11 protein-coding genes are annotated in these 17471 nt (G+C 46.5%); 4 read left to right on the top strand and 7 right to left on the bottom strand.

The annotated features are described in order from the left end of the window. Nucleotides 1-606 precede the first annotated feature (606 nt). Complete coding sequence (locus SK066_RS14105; RefSeq protein ID WP_320541990.1) at nucleotides 607-2361, top strand: ABC transporter ATP-binding protein; 1755 nt, start codon at nucleotides 607-609, stop codon at nucleotides 2359-2361. Nucleotides 2362-2393: 32 nt separating this feature from the next. Continuing rightward, nucleotides 2394-4505 (top strand): ABC transporter ATP-binding protein, encoded by a 2112-nt coding sequence (locus SK066_RS14110; protein ID WP_320544889.1) that lies wholly within the window; start codon nucleotides 2394-2396, stop codon nucleotides 4503-4505. A gap of 584 nt (nucleotides 4506-5089) precedes the next feature. Here the strand turns inward: SK066_RS14110 and SK066_RS14115 are convergent. Continuing rightward, entirely contained in the window at nucleotides 5090-6361 is a 1272-nt protein-coding gene (locus SK066_RS14115) for a methyl-accepting chemotaxis protein (RefSeq protein WP_320541991.1), read from the bottom strand. Nucleotides 6362-6747: 386 nt separating this feature from the next. Between SK066_RS14115 and SK066_RS14120 the strand changes: the two genes are divergently transcribed. After that, a complete protein-coding gene (locus SK066_RS14120; protein ID WP_250343360.1) occupies nucleotides 6748-7947 on the top strand; it encodes an AI-2E family transporter in 1200 nt (399 codons plus the stop codon). A gap of 324 nt (nucleotides 7948-8271) precedes the next feature. Here the strand turns inward: SK066_RS14120 and SK066_RS14125 are convergent, their stop codons facing one another. From SK066_RS14125 to SK066_RS14140, 4 genes are all read right to left on the bottom strand, one after another. After that, entirely contained in the window at nucleotides 8272-9198 is a 927-nt protein-coding gene (locus SK066_RS14125; protein WP_320541992.1) for an S-layer homology domain-containing protein, read from the bottom strand. Between the two features lie 135 nt (nucleotides 9199-9333). Then, complete coding sequence (gene argS / locus SK066_RS14130) at nucleotides 9334-11052, bottom strand: arginine--tRNA ligase (RefSeq protein WP_320541993.1); 1719 nt, start codon at nucleotides 11050-11052, stop codon at nucleotides 9334-9336. A 1051-nt stretch (nucleotides 11053-12103) separates the two neighbouring features. After that, entirely contained in the window at nucleotides 12104-12451 is a 348-nt protein-coding gene (locus SK066_RS14135) for a four-helix bundle copper-binding protein (protein ID WP_250343363.1), read from the bottom strand. A gap of 151 nt (nucleotides 12452-12602) precedes the next feature. Further along, nucleotides 12603-13766 (bottom strand): CobW family GTP-binding protein, encoded by a 1164-nt coding sequence (locus SK066_RS14140; RefSeq protein ID WP_320541994.1) that lies wholly within the window; start codon nucleotides 13764-13766, stop codon nucleotides 12603-12605. Between the two features lie 342 nt (nucleotides 13767-14108). On the opposite strand from SK066_RS14140, the gene SK066_RS14145 reads away from it, so the two are divergent. Next, a complete protein-coding gene (locus tag SK066_RS14145; RefSeq protein ID WP_320544890.1) occupies nucleotides 14109-14627 on the top strand; it encodes a MogA/MoaB family molybdenum cofactor biosynthesis protein in 519 nt (172 codons plus the stop codon). Nucleotides 14628-14836: 209 nt separating this feature from the next. Here SK066_RS14145 and SK066_RS14150 read toward each other — a convergent pair whose 3' ends face one another. Together SK066_RS14150 and SK066_RS14155 are read right to left on the bottom strand one after the other, a co-directional pair. After that, nucleotides 14837-15835 carry an acrylyl-CoA reductase family protein gene (locus tag SK066_RS14150; protein WP_320541995.1) on the bottom strand — a complete coding sequence of 333 codons (999 nt, stop codon included), beginning with the start codon at nucleotides 15833-15835 and terminating at the stop codon, nucleotides 14837-14839. A gap of 88 nt (nucleotides 15836-15923) precedes the next feature. Continuing rightward, entirely contained in the window at nucleotides 15924-17378 is a 1455-nt protein-coding gene (locus tag SK066_RS14155) for a nicotinate phosphoribosyltransferase (RefSeq protein WP_320541996.1), read from the bottom strand. Between the last annotated feature and the right edge of the window lie 93 nt (nucleotides 17379-17471).

A 17471-nucleotide genomic window follows, 5' to 3' on the forward strand; every position in this document is an offset into this window, starting at 1 on the left:
CAGCCTGAAAGCGACTACGTTTCGTTATCCGCAATTCCATTTGACATAACTACTTGATATGAAGTTCGTTATGTAAACTTTTTTAACTCTATACGGAAAAATAGAATTCATGATATCTAAAATTTGTTATAAAATCGACAAGTTTTTGATTGACAACGTAAAAAACGCAGTGCTACAATCAGACACAGGCAAGTGATAATTTTCAAATTATTGCCATCTGCCACTATTCCAAGAAGAAAGGGTGAACTCCATGCGTCCACTGATGATCGTACATAACCTTGATATGACTTTCGATATGAATTTTGATTCGATGGGACAACTTAACAATGGAGCAACCCGGCAGATGGATATCCTTCTTCAAGGTGATTGGTACGCCTGACTACACCTTACAAGTATCCACTGGAGATTATTCGCGCGGTTGCTCACAACCGTGCGCTCATATGACGTCCAATGATTAGGACACGTCGTCTGCTTATGCACACGACGTGTCTTTTTTTGGTTGCTGCATGTGGAAGGATGCCAGAATAGCAAGTTTGGAACAGCATGTCGAAGCAATGAGAGGTAACATGGTGCAGATGACATTTGCACCGGAAAGGTAGTGATACTATGTTCGCTGTTTTGAAAAATCTCGGCTGGTTTTTTCGCCGGGAACGTAAGAGGTATTTGATCGGGATTATTATGCTGGCGGTGGTTGGCGTGATCGAACTCGTTCCGCCCAAGCTGCTTGGAGAAGCGATTGATCAGATTTCTGGAGGCACCATTACGTACCAATCGCTGTTTTATTACTCTGGAACGATCGTATTGACGATGGCTCTCATTTATGGAATCACCTACGTCTGGATGCATAGCCTGTTTGGTGGCTCCAATCTGGTCGAACGACTGCTACGCACACGTTTTATGGCGCATCTGCTACGCATGACACCGCCATTTTTCGAGCGTAGTCGTACAGGGGATCTGATGGCAAGAGCGACTAACGATCTTCGCTCTGTTGCACAGACGGTTGGATTCGGGATGCTGACCTTGACCGACTCCACAGTCTATCTGCTGACCGTCCTGATGGCGATGGGCTTTCTGATTAGCTGGAAGCTGACGTTGGCTGCTATTTTACCATTGCCCTTTATCGCCCTGTCGATGGCAATTTACGGTAAAGTCATTCACTCGCGCTATACACTGGCACAGGATGCTTTCGGTGATATGAATGACCAGGTACTGGAATCGATCGCTGGTGTGCGTGTTATTCGCGCTTATGTACAGGAGCGTCAGGATGAGAAACGATTCGAGCATATTACGAATGATGTATATCGTAAAAATCTGGCGGTAGCTATGGTGGATGGATTGTTCGAGCCAACGATTCGATTGTTCGTTGGACTGAGCTATATTATCGGTCTCGGCTACGGAATCTATCTCGTATTCAATAATGAGCTGACACTCGGTAACCTGGTGTCCTTTAACATCTATCTGGGCATGATGATCTGGCCGATGTTCGCTATTGGCGAATTGATCAATATTATGCAGCGTGGTAATGCATCGCTGGATCGTGTCAATGAAACGCTTGCGGTGAAGCCGGATGTGGAAGATATCGATGAGCCATTCCCGGTGAAGCGCCCAGATCGCATTGAATTTAAAGATGTGATGTTCCGTTATCCAACCTCTACAGTGGATAATTTACAGCAGGTTTCACTTCGCATCAAAGCAGGCGAAACGCTGGGTGTTGTCGGTCGAACCGGTAGCGGTAAGTCCACGCTGCTCAAGCAATTACTGCATGAGTATCCAGCAGGCAGCGGTACACTGAGCATCAATAGCGTACCGATCCAGCATATTGCAAAGGATCAGCTACATAGCTGGCTTGGATATGTACCGCAGGAGCAAATTTTGTTCTCGCGTAGTGTACGGAACAATATTCGCTTTGGTAAATCGGATGCTACGGATGAAGAAGTGATGACAGCAATTCGCACAGCTGCCTTCGATAATGATCTGCATACCTTCCCGGAAGGTCTGGACACGGTCGTAGGTGAGCGCGGGGTTGCTCTCTCCGGTGGACAAAAGCAGCGTGTTTCTCTAGCACGAGCATTTATCTCCAACCCGGAAATTCTGATTCTGGATGATGCATTATCCGCAGTCGATGCTAGAACGGAAGCACGTATTATTGAAAATATCCGCAGCGAGCGTTCAGGTAAAACGACGCTGATCGCTACTCACCGCCTATCTGCGGTTGAGCATGCTGACCATATCGTCGTACTGGACAAAGGACGAATTATAGAAGAGGGAACACATGCCGAGCTGCTACAAGCCGACGGCTGGTACCGTGAGCAATATGAGCGGCAGCAGGTTTCGGATTCTCTTGATGAGGAGGTGTCTTAATCGTGGAGACACAGGATTTGAATGAACAGCCGATGACACGGCTGGATAATAAGACAATTACGAAGCGATTGTATCAATACGCTTTACGCGCCAAAAAGACATTTATCGTTGCGCTGATCATGCTCGTGATCGGCGTCGGCGCCGAGCTGGCTGGTCCATTTATCGCTAAGAACATTATCGATAATCATATGTTTGCTATTGAGCAGCCTTTTTACGAAACGACTGCTAACGATACGAATGCGGCTGCCTACAATGGAAAGTTCTATAAGCGTGAAGGCTTGTGGGCAGAAGGTGCTACCAAAGGTAACGAGGCTCATGTCCTGCAAAGTGGAGCCAGCTTCTATTTTGTAGAAGGACCGATGCAGACAACAACAGGTGAAAAAACATATGCCGATGGTAAGCTGACGATCAGCAGCCCGCAGGGTGAGCAAGCTGTCTACAACGCAGTTCCGCTATCGGCTAGTGAATTGTTTTCCTTTTATAAGCCAGAGCTGCCGAGTATTTATAAGCTGATCGGACTTTACTTTATCTTTTTGATCATCTCGATCATTACAGAGTTTGGTAAAACGTACTGGCTGCAATCCTCTGCCAACAAGGTCATTCAGCAGCTGCGTATCGATCTATACGCTCATATCCAGCGCTTGCCTGTGCCGTTCTTTGATAATCTGCCCGCAGGTAAAGTCGTATCACGGGTAACGAATGATACGGAAGCAATAAAAGACCTGTTTGTTGCGGTTCTGGCTAACTTTAGCTCAGGTACAGTCTATATGCTGGGCGTGTATGTGGCGCTGTTCATTCTGGATTTCCGACTTGGACTTGTCTGTCTATTCCTTGTACCGGTACTGATCGCATGGGTTATGATCTATCGCAAAATTGCAACCAAGTACAACAAAATTATCCGTTCTCGTCTGAGTGAGATTAATGCGATCATCAATGAATCGATTCAAGGGATGTCGATCATTCGCATCTTCCGTAAGCAGAAGCAGACACAGGATGAATTTGAACAGTTAAACAATGACTATCTGTTCTATCAAAATAAAATGCTGCGTCTAAATTCATTGACCTCGCACAATCTGGTCAATGTGCTACGTAACCTGACGCTAGCTATGGTGCTATGGTACTTCGGTTCTGCTGCACTCGGTAGCTTTGATAGTGCAATCTCGCTGGGTGTGCTGTATGCATTCGTCGATGTGCTTGGACGTCTGTTCCAGCCGATGACAGGTATGGTGAATCAGCTGGCTGCACTCGATCTGTCGATGGTATCCGCAGGACGTGTGTTCGAGCTGATGGACGAGGAAGGCGAAGCCGTAACCGATGGCTCGATGCCTCGCTATAAAGGGGATGTACAGTTCAAGGATGTTACATTTGCCTATAAAAAAGACCCTGTACTGAAAAATATCAACTTTGAAGCGCGTCAAGGTCAGACGGTCGCACTTGTCGGTCATACCGGCTCAGGCAAAAGCTCGATCATCAATCTGCTGTTCCGCTTCTATGATCCACAGCAGGGCAAAATTACCATCGATGGTCAAAATGTTCGCGATCTGCCGAAGCAGTGGATTCGCCAGCATATGGGTATCGTCTTGCAGGACCCGTATCTATTTACCGGTACGATCGCGTCTAATGTCAGTCTGGACAATGAAAAGATTAGCCGCGAACGACTGGAGCAGGCACTGCGCGATGTAGGTGCGGATACCATTCTGGCCGATCTGCCAAAGGGCTTTGATGAGCCTGTAGTGGAAAAAGGAAGTACATTGTCTGCTGGACAGCGTCAATTAATCTCTTTTGCCCGCGCACTTGCGTATGATCCAGCTATTCTAATTCTGGATGAAGCGACAGCCAATATCGATACCGAGACAGAAGCACTGATCCAATCTGCACTCGAAGTGTTAAAACGCGGACGGACTACCTTTATCGTTGCCCACCGTCTCTCCACCATTCGTAGTGCCGACCAGATTCTGGTGCTGCATCGCGGAGAAATCGTTGAACGCGGTACACATGATGAGCTGATGGAGATCGATGGACGCTATCGTCAAATGTATCGCATGCAAACCGGGATTGGCTCGAATGCTGTTCCAGATGGTACAGAACGTCCCGAGGATCGCGAAGTTCCTGTACCCGCAGGGCTGGTTGGGCGTACGACATAAGGTAGAGATATGAGATGAGACAAATAAGAATGGAGAAGCGATAAGGAGCGTTGGGTTGAACCTACCTCCTTTCACTCTTCACTCTTCACTCTTCACTCTTCAGATGAAAATGTACATTATATTAGCGTTATAATCAGGGCAATGCAGGATCGGTTTCTGCAGGAGCATATATTTCGGTGTACATGCGTGGTATCGTGGCGCGTGACATCGTTTCATTTCAATTTACCTTTAGACTTAGCAATGGATAAGCTAGATCGAAGACTTTATATCATAGCTCTCGTGCTCCATAATGGGCGAGAGCAAGTATTGCATATCATAATCGTAGCTTTTTTAGAACGACAATAGCTTTTAGCATGTATAGACTGGCAGTTTAATGCTGCCCGTGCAACTACAACAGGTCAGGCATCATAGACGATTGGAGTGCTAATTACGAGCGTCTTTATTTACTGCCCTGTTTATAGCTCCTGTAGAATGACCTGCGCAAATGAATTGGCGCCAAAACAAACAGACCGTATACACTTCTTATCGTAGCGATATGGCTACGTCTAGCTGTGATACGGTCTGTTTTTTAATTGGAATTAGATTCAGGCGGTGAATACCTTCGTTTTTTCTAATAAACGCGAGGTCATGCTGCTCAGCTCATCGGAGGAGGAAGAGATTTCTTCCATGATCGCTGTTTCTTCATGGGTTGCAATCGAGATCTGGCGTGCGCCTTCATGGAATTTATCCGCCATTTCGCGAATTTGCTGCACATGCTGGTATGTTAGCTCGACGCGATCCGTTTGCTCGGAGATGGAGCTTTCCATTAATTGTACAGCCGCCATGAATTCATCGACAACGCTTCCAAACTCATTCAATGTACGCTCCACCTGACTTGTATGCTTCGTCTCACGCTGTACAAGCTCATTTTGATTATGGATAAGCTCTACGGTGGCATGAATTTGCGTTTGTACCGCGGTGATCAATGATTGAATGCGCTGTGCGGAATCATTACTTTGTTCTGCCAGTTTACGAATTTCGGAAGCAACGACAGCGAACCCTGCGCCGTGCTCGCCAGCATGAGCCGCTTCAATGGATGCATTCAGTGCCAGTAGATGCGTTTGCTCGGCTAGCTCTTTTACCGTACCGCTAACTGCGCCGATATCGGAAGCCTGATTGTCCAGCAGTCGCACCGTTTGCTCGGCTTGATTTTGCGAAATGGATAAGGTATCCATGCCTGTCTTCAGCGAAGCGAAAATACCACGTGTGGATTGGACAGAGTTTTCCATCGTACTGGACAGCTCCAGCATATGATGAGACTTATCACGCATCTGCTGAAAGGAACCGAGCATATTTTCCGCAGTTTTCAGCGAGGTTTCCGCAGATTCCTGTTGCCGCTGTACACCCTGATAGATGCCATCGGCAATCGTCGATAACGATTCAATCTGATGCGCTGCTTCATTAATTGCCCCGCTCAAGGAATCAGCATTGCTGGAGGTGGTACTTGTATTACGAGCAATATCGCCAACGATATCTTTAATATTCGTTACCATCATCCGAAATGCATCATTCAACACTTTAATCTCATCTTCTTCACGGCGTTCAGGAATATCAACCGTCAGGTCACCAGCAGATACATGCTCGGCAATCTTCGACAGCTGTACAATCGGACGCGTCAAAAAACGAGAGATCACGAAACCCAGAATACCGCTCCATGTAATACCGAGCAGCAATACAATCGATACATACATCCAATCCGCCATACCAGATGCCAGATAAGACTTCAAATAAAAAATAAAGAAAGCGCTTGTACCATACGTAATGATAGACACGGCAATAAAGCTTGCCACCAGCTTAGAACCAAGAGAGAGTTTCATAGTGCACCTCGCAAATCGTGATTTTGGGTAAGGTTGGATTGGAATAAATACAGAAATGTTGGAGATTCTACGAGCTGCTAGCTGCTCATATACACACTATTGTTCATTCACAATCTTATTAATTTAAATTTTATCAAAAAGCTAAACTAATCGTTGTGATGTAAGTCACAGTTTCTAAGTTTTTTTAAGCCTTTTGAACTACAATTCAATTTAGCTCTTTTCTCCTTCTTTGTCTACCTATAAATTGCATTTTTGTTAGTAATATTCATAGCTTTAACGCAGTTTACTTGCTCTATCAGTCGCTTACCGCTATGCTAGAAATATCAAGCGAATGGATCACATTACACATCATAGACAATTAGACTTAGAAGGGAATGAAGCCACTCATGGAACGCGCTAGACTATGGAGCGAACGTTTTAAATTATTTTTTCTAAACAATCGCTTCGTTATTTTTTTGCTTGTGTTATTTTTGATTTCGATTAATATTTTTATGCTTTCTAAAATTCCGTATGTGTTCACCCCATTGATCGTACTGGTTAAAACGGTCATTTTGCCGATCATCTTGAGCGGTATTTTATTTTATCTATTCAATCCGCTCGTCGACTTTTTGGAACGGCATAAAGTCAAACGTATTTATTCCATTATTTTGCTCTATATTCTCATTATCGGCGTACTCGTACTTATTATTAGTCTGGTTATTCCGGTCATCAAAAGTCAGATTCTCGAATTGATCGGTAATATTCCAACACTGTATGATCAGGCGACCGTTCAAATTCAAAAATGGCTTGGCAGCGATGTATTCCTCCAAATTCAGCAATCACTGAATGTGAATCCGCAAGAACTACTGAAAACACTCTCTGCTCGTGGCGAAGCATTGTTCAGTAGCGGATTTTCAGGATTTGCATCTACATTTTCCGGTATTGGTGGTTTCCTCGGTACATTAACAGAGGTTATCCTGTCGATCGTAACCGTACCGTTCATCCTGTTCTACCTGCTCAAGGATGGCAAAAAGTTACCGTCGTACATTCTGCAATTCATTCCGGTTAATCTGCGCGGACAAACCTCCGAAGTGATGTCGGAAATGAATAATAAAATCAGCTCGTATATTCGCGGTCAGATTATCGTTAGCTTTTGCATCGGTATCCTGCTGTATATCGGCTACAATATTATCGGTCTCGATTATGCGCTTGTACTGGCGATTATCGCTTCGTTTACAAGTATCGTGCCTTATCTCGGGCCTGCAATCGCCATTACGCCTGCTCTGGTCGTTGCACTCGTAACCTCGCCAGTCATGCTGCTCAAAATGATCGTTGTATGGACCGTGGTACAGTTGATTGAAGGTAAACTGATTTCTCCACAAATTATGGGTAAATCGCTGAAGGTTCATCCGATCACGATTATCTTCGTTATTTTGACAGCAGGTAATCTGTTCGGCGTAGTAGGTATTCTGCTAGCTGTACCAGGCTATGCGGTACTCAAGGTCGTTATTACGCATCTGTTCGAATGGCTGAAAAAAAGCTCTGATCTGTATGAAACGAAGAAGGTTACGGAGAAGCCAATCGAAGTCGAGCCGAAGAAGGTTTAAATTAACGATTAGAACAGTTTTAGGAGGCATCCATTACAATCCATTGCATATATAATGGTGGAAATGAATCCTACAATTAGTGGTACATTTATTTTTCTAAATGTATATGTATTTCTTACCTCTACCTGCTTCAATCTAAAATTTGCATCAAATAAGCGATCTAATTAATAAATCGTCATAAAAAACAGCCCGCTCGAATGTATCGAGGGGCTGTTTTTCTATATCTATTCTTCATCACAGTTATCCATGATGATGATGTATTCGTTAAATCGCTAACTCATCGTCTGGATCATACGGATGCATGATTCATTGCACCAAATGCCATTACTTCGTTGCCAGCTCCGGAGTATAGCCTGCTGGAATAACCGTCTCTACTTTACCTTCGCTAATCACCTGCGGATACATCATACCTGGCTCAGGCTGAGTCATAGAATAGGAAATAATCGCACGTTTGTCATCGGTCAGCTTCACATTATCGATCTTCAAGCCATAGCCCGGGTTAGGCAGTTCGACAGTTAAGGTAACCTTTTGCTTGCCATCCGCAGTACTGGTTACGTTCAGTAGCGGCTCATCCCCCATCTGCGATCCCTCCGATCCGGTAGCTGGTGGTGTTGTCGTATCATCATTCTGATTCGCATGAGCACGATCAATCATCTTCACTGCACTATCTACCCATACCGCGGCGTCCATACGAGTAATGGCTTCCTTCGGCTCAAACTTCTTACCTACACTGGAACGTGGAATCACATTCATATTGACCAGTGTCTGAATGGCATTGGTTGCATCCTTATTGATCTGATCCTGATCCTCAAACACGACAAACATCTTCGTCGCTGGATACTGCCCCGTTGTATTGATCGCTTCATACAGCCACAGTGCAAAGTCCTCGCGATTCACTTCTGCGGATGGCTTAAATGTAGATGGCAACGACAGCTTGTTCGCCTTAGCCGCTTCCACTGCACCGGAATACCACGGCTGGTTTGCCGCTGGAATCACCTGTGCACCACCCTTTTTCAATTCAAATGCTTTGGCAAGAATCTGAATCGCCTGCGCCTGTGTTAATGAACCATTCGGCTTGAACTGCGTAGCGGTCACCCCATTAATAATTCCCTTGTCCTGAAGCGAGCTCACGATCGCTTGATTATCTGCGCCCTTCACATCTGTAAATGCGGCTGCTGCCGCCGAAGCTCCGCCAGCAATGGCACAGGACAACGCCAGTGTTGCTGCAACCTTTTGTTTTGCATTCCACATTGCATATCCCTCCATCTATTATCGAATTTTCAAATGATACGGGCTTACTATAAAGCATTTTATTGCCCATGATCACGGTTCTGTATGAACCTTCACTCTATAAACGATTAGGTATACGCAATTGTTGCACGCGATTTACATCTGTTGTGGAGCCGCCATACCAAGCAATTTTAACGTGCGCTCCAGCGTATGCCCGGTCCATTTTGCCAGCGCGAGACGATCTGCTTTTACCCGAGGGTCAGCGTCGACAATCCGATCTCGACTGTACCACTGATTGAATAGCCTTGCCGTCTGTAGTGCATAGCGCGCCATCACTGACGGCTCCTGTAGCTGTACCGCACGCGCCAATGCTTCACGATAGCTACCCAGATGACCTAATAGTTCCCATGCGGCATCACTCCACATCTCCGGCATTGGCGCATTGTGCGCTACGATAGGATCATTTACAAAGCCTTCTGCTTTACTCAATATACTGCAAATCCGCGCATGCGCATATTGTACATACGGTCCTGTTTCCCCTTCAAAACTGAGCGCTTCCTCTAGTGAAAAGTCGATCTCGTTCTGACGTGCATTTTTCAGATCGCTAAAAATAATAGCGCCAATCCCAATCTGCTCGGCAACCTGCTTCCGCTGTGGTAAGGCTGGATTCTTCTCCGCAATGATCTGAGCTGCACGTGCTACCGCTTCATCCATTAGTTGCTCTAGCAGCACGACCTTACCTTTACGCGTAGACATCTTTTTACCGTTAATTCGCATCAAGCCAAATGCGACATGGGTGCAATGATCTGCCCACTCATAGCCCATTTTGCGTAGTACAGCAAATACCTGACGAAAATGAAGCGTCTGCTCGCCGCCCACTACATACACCAGCTGATCACCAGCCATCACCTGCCGCCGATAGACCGCAGTAGCCAGATCACGAGTCGGATAGATCGTGGTTCCGTCTGATTTTAAAATCAAGCATGGCGGAAGCTCCAGCTCATCAAGCCGTACAACCTGTGCGCCCTGGCTTTCCTCCAGTAATCCAAGCGTCGTGAGCTGCTCCACAACTGCTGGCATTTTATCATTGTAAAAGCTCTCTCCCAGCACTTCATCGAATTGCACGCCTAGACGCTCATAGATCCCATTTAGCTTCTCCATACTGACCTTTACAAAATAGCGCCATAGCTCCAGCGCTTCTTCGTCACCCTGCTCTAGTCGACGGAACCACTCTCGTGCTTCGTCCTCCAGCTCTGGCATCGTCTCTGCTTCCTGGTGAAACTTGATATATACTCGCAGGGCTTCGCCAATCGGATCAGCAGCTGCCTGCTCTGGATTACTCCAACGCAGATGTGCCACAATCTGCTTGCCAAATTGTGTGCCCCAATCACCAATATGATTAACACTAATCGGCTCATGCCCGGCAGCCGCATAAATGCGGTACAGTGCCGCTCCAATCACGGTTGAACGCAAATGCCCAACGCCAAATGGCTTCGCGATATTAGGCGATGACATATCGATAATGATGCGCTGCTTCTGCTCCGGCTGGAGCTGTTCGTAATCTGGCAAAGCAATTGCATTCAGCAGCAGTGGTGCATAATGCTGCCGATTCCAGGATAGATTAACATAACCTCCAGTTGCTGCTGCTGTAGCATAAGGCGATGCAGCGGCACCAAGTTGCTCACTTAGCTCCACTGCAATCTGCTGCGGCGCACGGCGCCAGCTTTTCGCCAGTACAAAACAAGGGAAGGCAAGGTCACCCAGCTCAGATGAAGGCGGAACCTCCAGCATAGAGATCACCTGCTCTACGGGTAGCTCCGTTAATGGCTGGAGCCAATTCGCCGCCTGTTGCTTGAGTGAATAGGTAGTAATCATCGTTTATTCCTCCATATTCTTTATTTTTAATCATTAGTGGATCATCGGGTTGGTGCTTATTTTCTAAATAAATAGTTGCTAATACTTCTGAAAAATCAGAACAGATACGAGCCGATCTCAGACTCTTGCCAATAGATAAAATCTTGTTATAGCCTGACGACTGCAAATCGATGCTGCATCATGCTATATGAATGAGCTAGCATACCGATCAGGTCACTCGCATCAAATACAAAAAAGCTCCCGTCATCCGGTACGCTACTGCATACGCGGAGACGAGAGCTATTCATGCTTTCCCGTGGTGCCACTCCATGTACAATTCAAGAATGCGGAGGATGGGGCTTGTCTATGCTTGTACAGCATGATACGGCGAGGGCTTCTTATCATTGCCCTACGTTTCGCATCCGTTCTGTAACTCAGCACAGATATCGTCCAATCCTATTCTTCGAATTGTCACTCATGAACCTGTAACGAAGGTTAGCCGTGTCTGTCTATGCACATTACACCGCAAGCTTTCGGGCTATAATGGGTTGGACAAACCTTCTCCAGGGTGCGCTTCTGCCAGATGTACTGCTGCCGGCTCTCACCCTCCCGGCTCGCTCGAAGCAGACCATTCCAGACATACTCTCCCCTTCATCGAGGTCAAAATTATGTAGTTTAATCACCATGTGACCTACTTCCGAGTGAATGCATGGATGCCATACTGAATCATACTCACATGAGCTGTCAAAGATATTAAGCTGTATTATACGGTTGCGTTCAGTAGAAGGCAAGCATTTTTCGAGAAGAATGGGTGCTATCATTCTAATTGCAACTCCAGAATTGCCGTGTATATATTGCGATCGGAGCCTTTACGATCCAGTCCATTTTAATTCTCATTTCACTCCAGCCGCTCGCTCATCCTGGACATTCTTTTCGTATTCATTCACGCAAAAAAAGCCATATTCGCTCTTCCACAGGCATTCGCCCTACACGAGCAGGAAACAACCTGATCGCCGGAAACACGACAATATGGCTTATCTGTTCGAATATAAGAATACAGAAGTAGTGATGATTACACCAGCGCCAGCGAACCTTCAAGCTCACGGCACATTTCTGCACAACGACGGCATGCCTCTACGCAATCCTGACAATGCGTCTGCTCGTGCTTGGAGCATTCTGCGATGCATGCTTCACATGCTTTTGCACATAGACCCGCAATCTCTGCTGCAAATGCATTACCCTGACTCAGCGCTTGAATCGTAAAGGAGCACACTTCTGCACAATCGCGATTCACACGAATGCAGTCGCATAGTTTTTCCAGATCATACTGCTTCAGGTTGGATACATAGGACAGATTACAAGCATTCATCGCTTCAACACAAGCTTCGATGTAAGGACGGTATTGATGTGGTGTAGACATCGTATAAACAACCTCCAGTATAGTTCAAATTAAGTACCCTGCATGAACGTCCAGCGTATCCTAGGCGCCTGGGTTCAGGCACCGGGTGATTATTGAACTATTACCCGCGACTTACTCTGGTTGAAACTCTGTCGAATACTTGCTGAACAGCTTATAGATTTGTCTCCTGCTGCTCCAATAGCTGCAATTGTTCCTGAATATGGCGTTTGTCGAAATGCTCGCCGATAAATACCGCGACATCTGGCACTTCCTTTTGCGGTGTAATTTTCATAAAATCACTTTGCTGATACGCATACTGGAATAAAAAGCGACTATTCGTATCGCTAAATGTTAAGATGCCTTTGGCACGGTACACCTCAGACGGCAAGCTCGCAATCAATCGCTCAAAAGCTTCACTGTTAATCGGCTGTTCAAAATAATGCGTATAGACCATCACATGTTCATGAGAATGATGCAACCCGGCATGCTTATGATCATGATTATGTTCATGCCGATGAGCGGATGTCTCGGACGAGGTAGCTTCGGTAGAAGCAGCCATTTCAGCAGTCGTACTATCGTCTTCTATCGCTGCGGAATGACAGCCACAATGCTCATCATCCGTATGATTGTCAGCATGAGAATGGGTAGCATTTGTCCCGGCATTCGGTGTAGTATTCTCCGCTACCATAGCTACTTCAGCCTGTACCGAGCTATCGGCGGCAAGGGATGGATGCGCTTCTTCATACAGCGCACGATCAAGCTCGCAACGTACAGTCGTGTACATCGGTGCATAAGGGTTCCAGCGACGTGCAATCTCCTGTACCTGTGTTAACTGCTCTGGCTGTACGAGATCACTTTTATTCACGATTAATATCGAAGCTGCTCGGATCTGCTCCTGCATTAGTCGATACGTTTTGCCCTGTTGCTGCTCATACAGCTCCCACAGATGCATTGCATCGACGACAGTGATCAGATTACGCAGCTCCATACGATGGTAGAGCGAGATTTCAGTCACTGCATCGAGAATTTCCACTGGATTTGCTACACCGGAGGCTTCGATTATAATGACATCTGGCTCGCCTGATTGAATGAGATTGTACAGCTCCATGCCCAGATCGGCTCGATTGGAACAGCAAATACAGCCACTGAGCAGCTCTGCCATCGCCACATCACCATCCAGCATCATACCATCCAGATTCACATCTCCAATCTCATTCATTACTACTGCGGGTGTCTTGCCTTCTGCCTTCCAGTTCTCCAGCATTTGCTGAAGCAGCGTCGTCTTTCCGCTCCCTAAAAAGCCGGACAAAATATAAATAGGTACTGTCATCATCATCGCTCCGTTCGTATCATTATGCTACATGTCGTCATAGGACATGATTGTTGGCTCATTGATCCATATCCCTTTATTATAAAGGATATAAGGAACGAAGCCTATCCCCTATCGTTTGTAGCATGAGTTTGCATCGTATTTTATACTTGTATTTTTGTACGCCTTATCAGCAACAGTAAGTCAGTCACCTACTCGTGATTTCTGACTTGCGGGTATGCTAAAATGAAAGCGAGCATAGATAGATGGATATCTACGAAGGAGCTTGCATGATTCTGCCTGTAGTAGAATGAGCGCATATCCCTGTAGATATTGGATATCGACGATCTCTAAGTCCCAAAGGAGTTGATCAAGATGCGTTCGGTAGATGAACATCGGGCAGAAGCGCCTGATACGGTGAAATGTATGGTCATTACAGTGTCGGACACACGTACGCCAGATACGGATACGGGTGGTCAATTGATTCAGTCGCTACTGCTGGAGCATGGTTATGAAATCGCAGGCTATACGATTGTAAAGGATAATTATGAACAGATTCGCGAGCTATTACATGAATATGCGGAGCAGCCCGATGTGGAAGCGATTTTGCTAACCGGCGGTACGGGTATTGCGCCACGTGATGTGACGTTTGAAGCCGTACAAAGTTTACTGACAAAGGAACTGCCTGGTTTTGGAGAGATTTTCCGCTATTTGAGCTTTGCGGAGGATATTGGATCAGCGGCAATTTTAAGCAGAGCGATTGCTGGTACGATCGGTCGCACTGCGGTGTTCTCTATGCCTGGTTCACGAGGTGCAGTCAAGCTGGCGATGGAACGAATTATTTTGCCAGAGCTTGGTCATGTGATGCGTGAAATTTATAAAAAGTAAATCATCATTCTGCCTACTAAATAGTAGCTCTCAACATATAAAAAAGCCCCTTTCTGCCAGACTTCGACAGAAAAGGGCTTTACTATTATGATATCGCTAGCTGTAGCATTAAAGGTTGCATATACCATCCCAATGTAAACTCAATATCACAACGATTCAATGCTCCGTATGAAGTACTCTGCATGATCGACATGGATACGAGCTGCTTTTCAATCTATAATCCGAATAATCTGTCTACCTACGGCCTGTCCATTCAGCACCGTTTGTAATGCCTTTGGAACATCATTCAGGCTATATTCCGTTATACCCTGACGTAATACCGTGTCTGGCTTCCAGTCTGTGGCTAGATGCTTCCAAAGCTTGGAGCGTAGCTCAGCAGGACAGTAAACCGAATCAATACCGATCAGCTGTACACCGCGCAAAATAAACGGAAATACGCTACTTTCGAACTTAGCACCAGCCGTATTGCCTGATACCGCGACAGCACCACGATAAGCTACACTTTTCAAACGTTCACCTAATGCTGCTCCACCGGTTGCATCGATAATCCCTGCCCATGTCGTTTTACCGAGTGCCCCTTTAATCGGCTGCTCGCTTTCCTGGCGTGAAATGATGTGGGTCGCTCCCAGCTCTTGAAGCCATTGTGCTTGCTCCACCTTGCCACTGGATGCGTATACCTCGTAGCCAAGCTTACTCAGAATCGAGATCGCTACCGAGCCCACGCCACCTGTAGCCCCCGTAACGAGCACAGGACCTGATGTCGGCTCTACACCGGCATGGATCAGCGCATCGACAGACATCGCTGCGGTAAATCCAGCCGTACCGAGCATCATCGCTTCCTTCGGCTCCAACCCTGTCGGCAAAGGCACAAGCCAATCTCCGGGCACGCGTGCATACTCGCTATATCCGCCATAATGACTAACACCAAGCTTATACCCCGTACAGAGCACCAGATCTCCAGGCTGGTAGCGATCATCCTGTGACTCTACCACCTCACCTGCCAGATCTACTCCGGGTACGAATGGATACTGCTGCACTACTTTACCATTGGTCAGGCTCGCCAGACCATCTTTATAATTGACATCCGAGTAGTGTACAGCGATCGTTACATTACCTTCTGGTAATTGTTCCATCGTAAGCTCTTGAATAGAGCCGTGTACTTCCTCGTCTTGCTTTTCTAATACATACGCGCGAAATGTTGCTTCCATGTGAATCATCCTTTCTATCATGCTGTGCAAGAAAAAGCATAGTGGTTCTTATCGTTGTCAGACTATGCCTTTTCTCATAGCGCGCTGCTCAGGATTCTTCTGCCGGTAAATGGTCAGCGATCAGCTTCTGCTTCATTTCCCATGCTTTCGGACTAATATTCACACGGTAAATTTCCGGATTCAGCTTGCGCAAATATTCCGGCCAGAATTGCTGCAATTGAGCACGATGATATTCGCGAACCTGTGCCAGTTCTGGTAGCTCATATACCTGCTTACCTTCTACGAAAATAGGCTGTAGCATCGCTACCGCTTCATAGTCCGACACATATTTACGAATATACGGATGCAGCGGATTAAATAGCTTGAGTCGTTTCCCCTCACGCGGCTCCGATTCATCGGGGAAGCAGATATAATCAGCAATCGCTTTGCCGCTACCTGTGCTAATAATACGATATACATCCTTGCTTCCCGGTGTCGTCACCTTTTCCGGATTCGCAGAAATTTTAATTACTGGCGTCATCTCGCCATCAATTTCACATTCGACGAGCTTGTACACACCGCCAAGCGATGGCTGATCAGATGCAGTGATCAGCTGTGTACCGACGCCCCATGTATCAATGCGAGCGCCCTGTGCTTTCAGATCAAGAATTGTATTTTCATCCAGATCATTCGAAGCGACGATTTTCACATAAGGAAGCCCTGCTTCATCCAGCATTTTGCGAGCTTGAATTGATAGATACGATAAGTCACCACTATCCAGACGAATCGCGCTCATCTTTTTACCGCGTGCTTCCAGCTCCTTCGCTGTACGAATTGCATGGGGCACACCGCTACCGAGCGTGTCAAATGTATCCACAAGCAGGGTTACGCCATCTGGCAATGCCGCAGCATAACGGTCAAACGCTTCCTGCTCGTTGCCAAAGCTCTGTACCCACGCATGCGCATGTGTACCCTTCGCAGGAATACCGAATTTGGCACCAGCAAGTACGTTCGATGTACCGTGGAAGCCTGCAATATACGCAGCACGCGCTCCCCAGATCGCAGCATCGGCTTCCTGAGCACGTCTTGTACCAAACTCCAGCAGTAGATCGTCTCCAGCCACCTGCTTAATACGCGATGCCTTGGTTGCGATTAACGTCTGATAGTTCATAAAGTTGAGCAACGCCGTCTCGACTAGCTGGGCCTCCATAATCGTGCCTTCGACACGAATCAGCGGCTCATCTGCAAAGACGACCGCTCCTTCCTGCATCGCGTACACATTCCCGTGAAAGCGGAATTGACGTAGCTCATCCAGAAAACGTGGATCATACTGCTCCTCCTGCTCTGCCAGAAAAGCAATCTCGTCCTCATGGAAGGTCAGATTGTTAATGTAATTCACAATGCGTTCCAGACCTGCAAACACTGCATAACCATTACCGAATGGCAGCTTACGGAAATAAGCTTCAAATACCGCTTGCTTATGGTGCGTACCATTTACCCAGTGTGCATACATCATATTGATCTGATACTTGTCTGTATGTAAAGCTAGGCCATATTGTCTCATCGTCGTTCCACCTCTTTAAGATCGTGATCACGCTGCAATTCTATGTGAATCGTATCACATTAGAGATTGCAGCGTTCGGCAAATGCCGGCTTG

Origin of the sequence: Paenibacillus hunanensis (assembly GCF_034055775.1) — a bacterium.
Lineage (GTDB): Bacteria > Bacillota > Bacilli > Paenibacillales > Paenibacillaceae > Saccharibacillus > Saccharibacillus hunanensis.

Excerpts from the sequence above, each read along its gene's own strand:
- argS (WP_320541993.1), bottom strand. The coding sequence starts at position 11,052 with ATGATTACTACCTATTCACTCAAGCAACAGGCGGCGAATTGGCTCCAG.
- SK066_RS14115 (WP_320541991.1), bottom strand. The coding sequence starts at position 6,361 with ATGAAACTCTCTCTTGGTTCTAAGCTGGTGGCAAGCTTTATTGCCGTG.
- SK066_RS14135 (WP_250343363.1), bottom strand. The coding sequence starts at position 12,451 with ATGTCTACACCACATCAATACCGTCCTTACATCGAAGCTTGTGTTGAA.
- SK066_RS14120 (WP_250343360.1), top strand. The coding sequence starts at position 6,748 with ATGGAACGCGCTAGACTATGGAGCGAACGTTTTAAATTATTTTTTCTA.
- SK066_RS14125 (WP_320541992.1), bottom strand. The coding sequence starts at position 9,198 with ATGTGGAATGCAAAACAAAAGGTTGCAGCAACACTGGCGTTGTCCTGT.
- SK066_RS14155 (WP_320541996.1), bottom strand. The coding sequence starts at position 17,378 with ATGAGACAATATGGCCTAGCTTTACATACAGACAAGTATCAGATCAAT.
- SK066_RS14105 (WP_320541990.1), top strand. The coding sequence starts at position 607 with ATGTTCGCTGTTTTGAAAAATCTCGGCTGGTTTTTTCGCCGGGAACGT.
- SK066_RS14110 (WP_320544889.1), top strand. The coding sequence starts at position 2,394 with ATGACACGGCTGGATAATAAGACAATTACGAAGCGATTGTATCAATAC.
- SK066_RS14140 (WP_320541994.1), bottom strand. The coding sequence starts at position 13,766 with ATGATGATGACAGTACCTATTTATATTTTGTCCGGCTTTTTAGGGAGC.
- SK066_RS14150 (WP_320541995.1), bottom strand. The coding sequence starts at position 15,835 with ATGGAAGCAACATTTCGCGCGTATGTATTAGAAAAGCAAGACGAGGAA.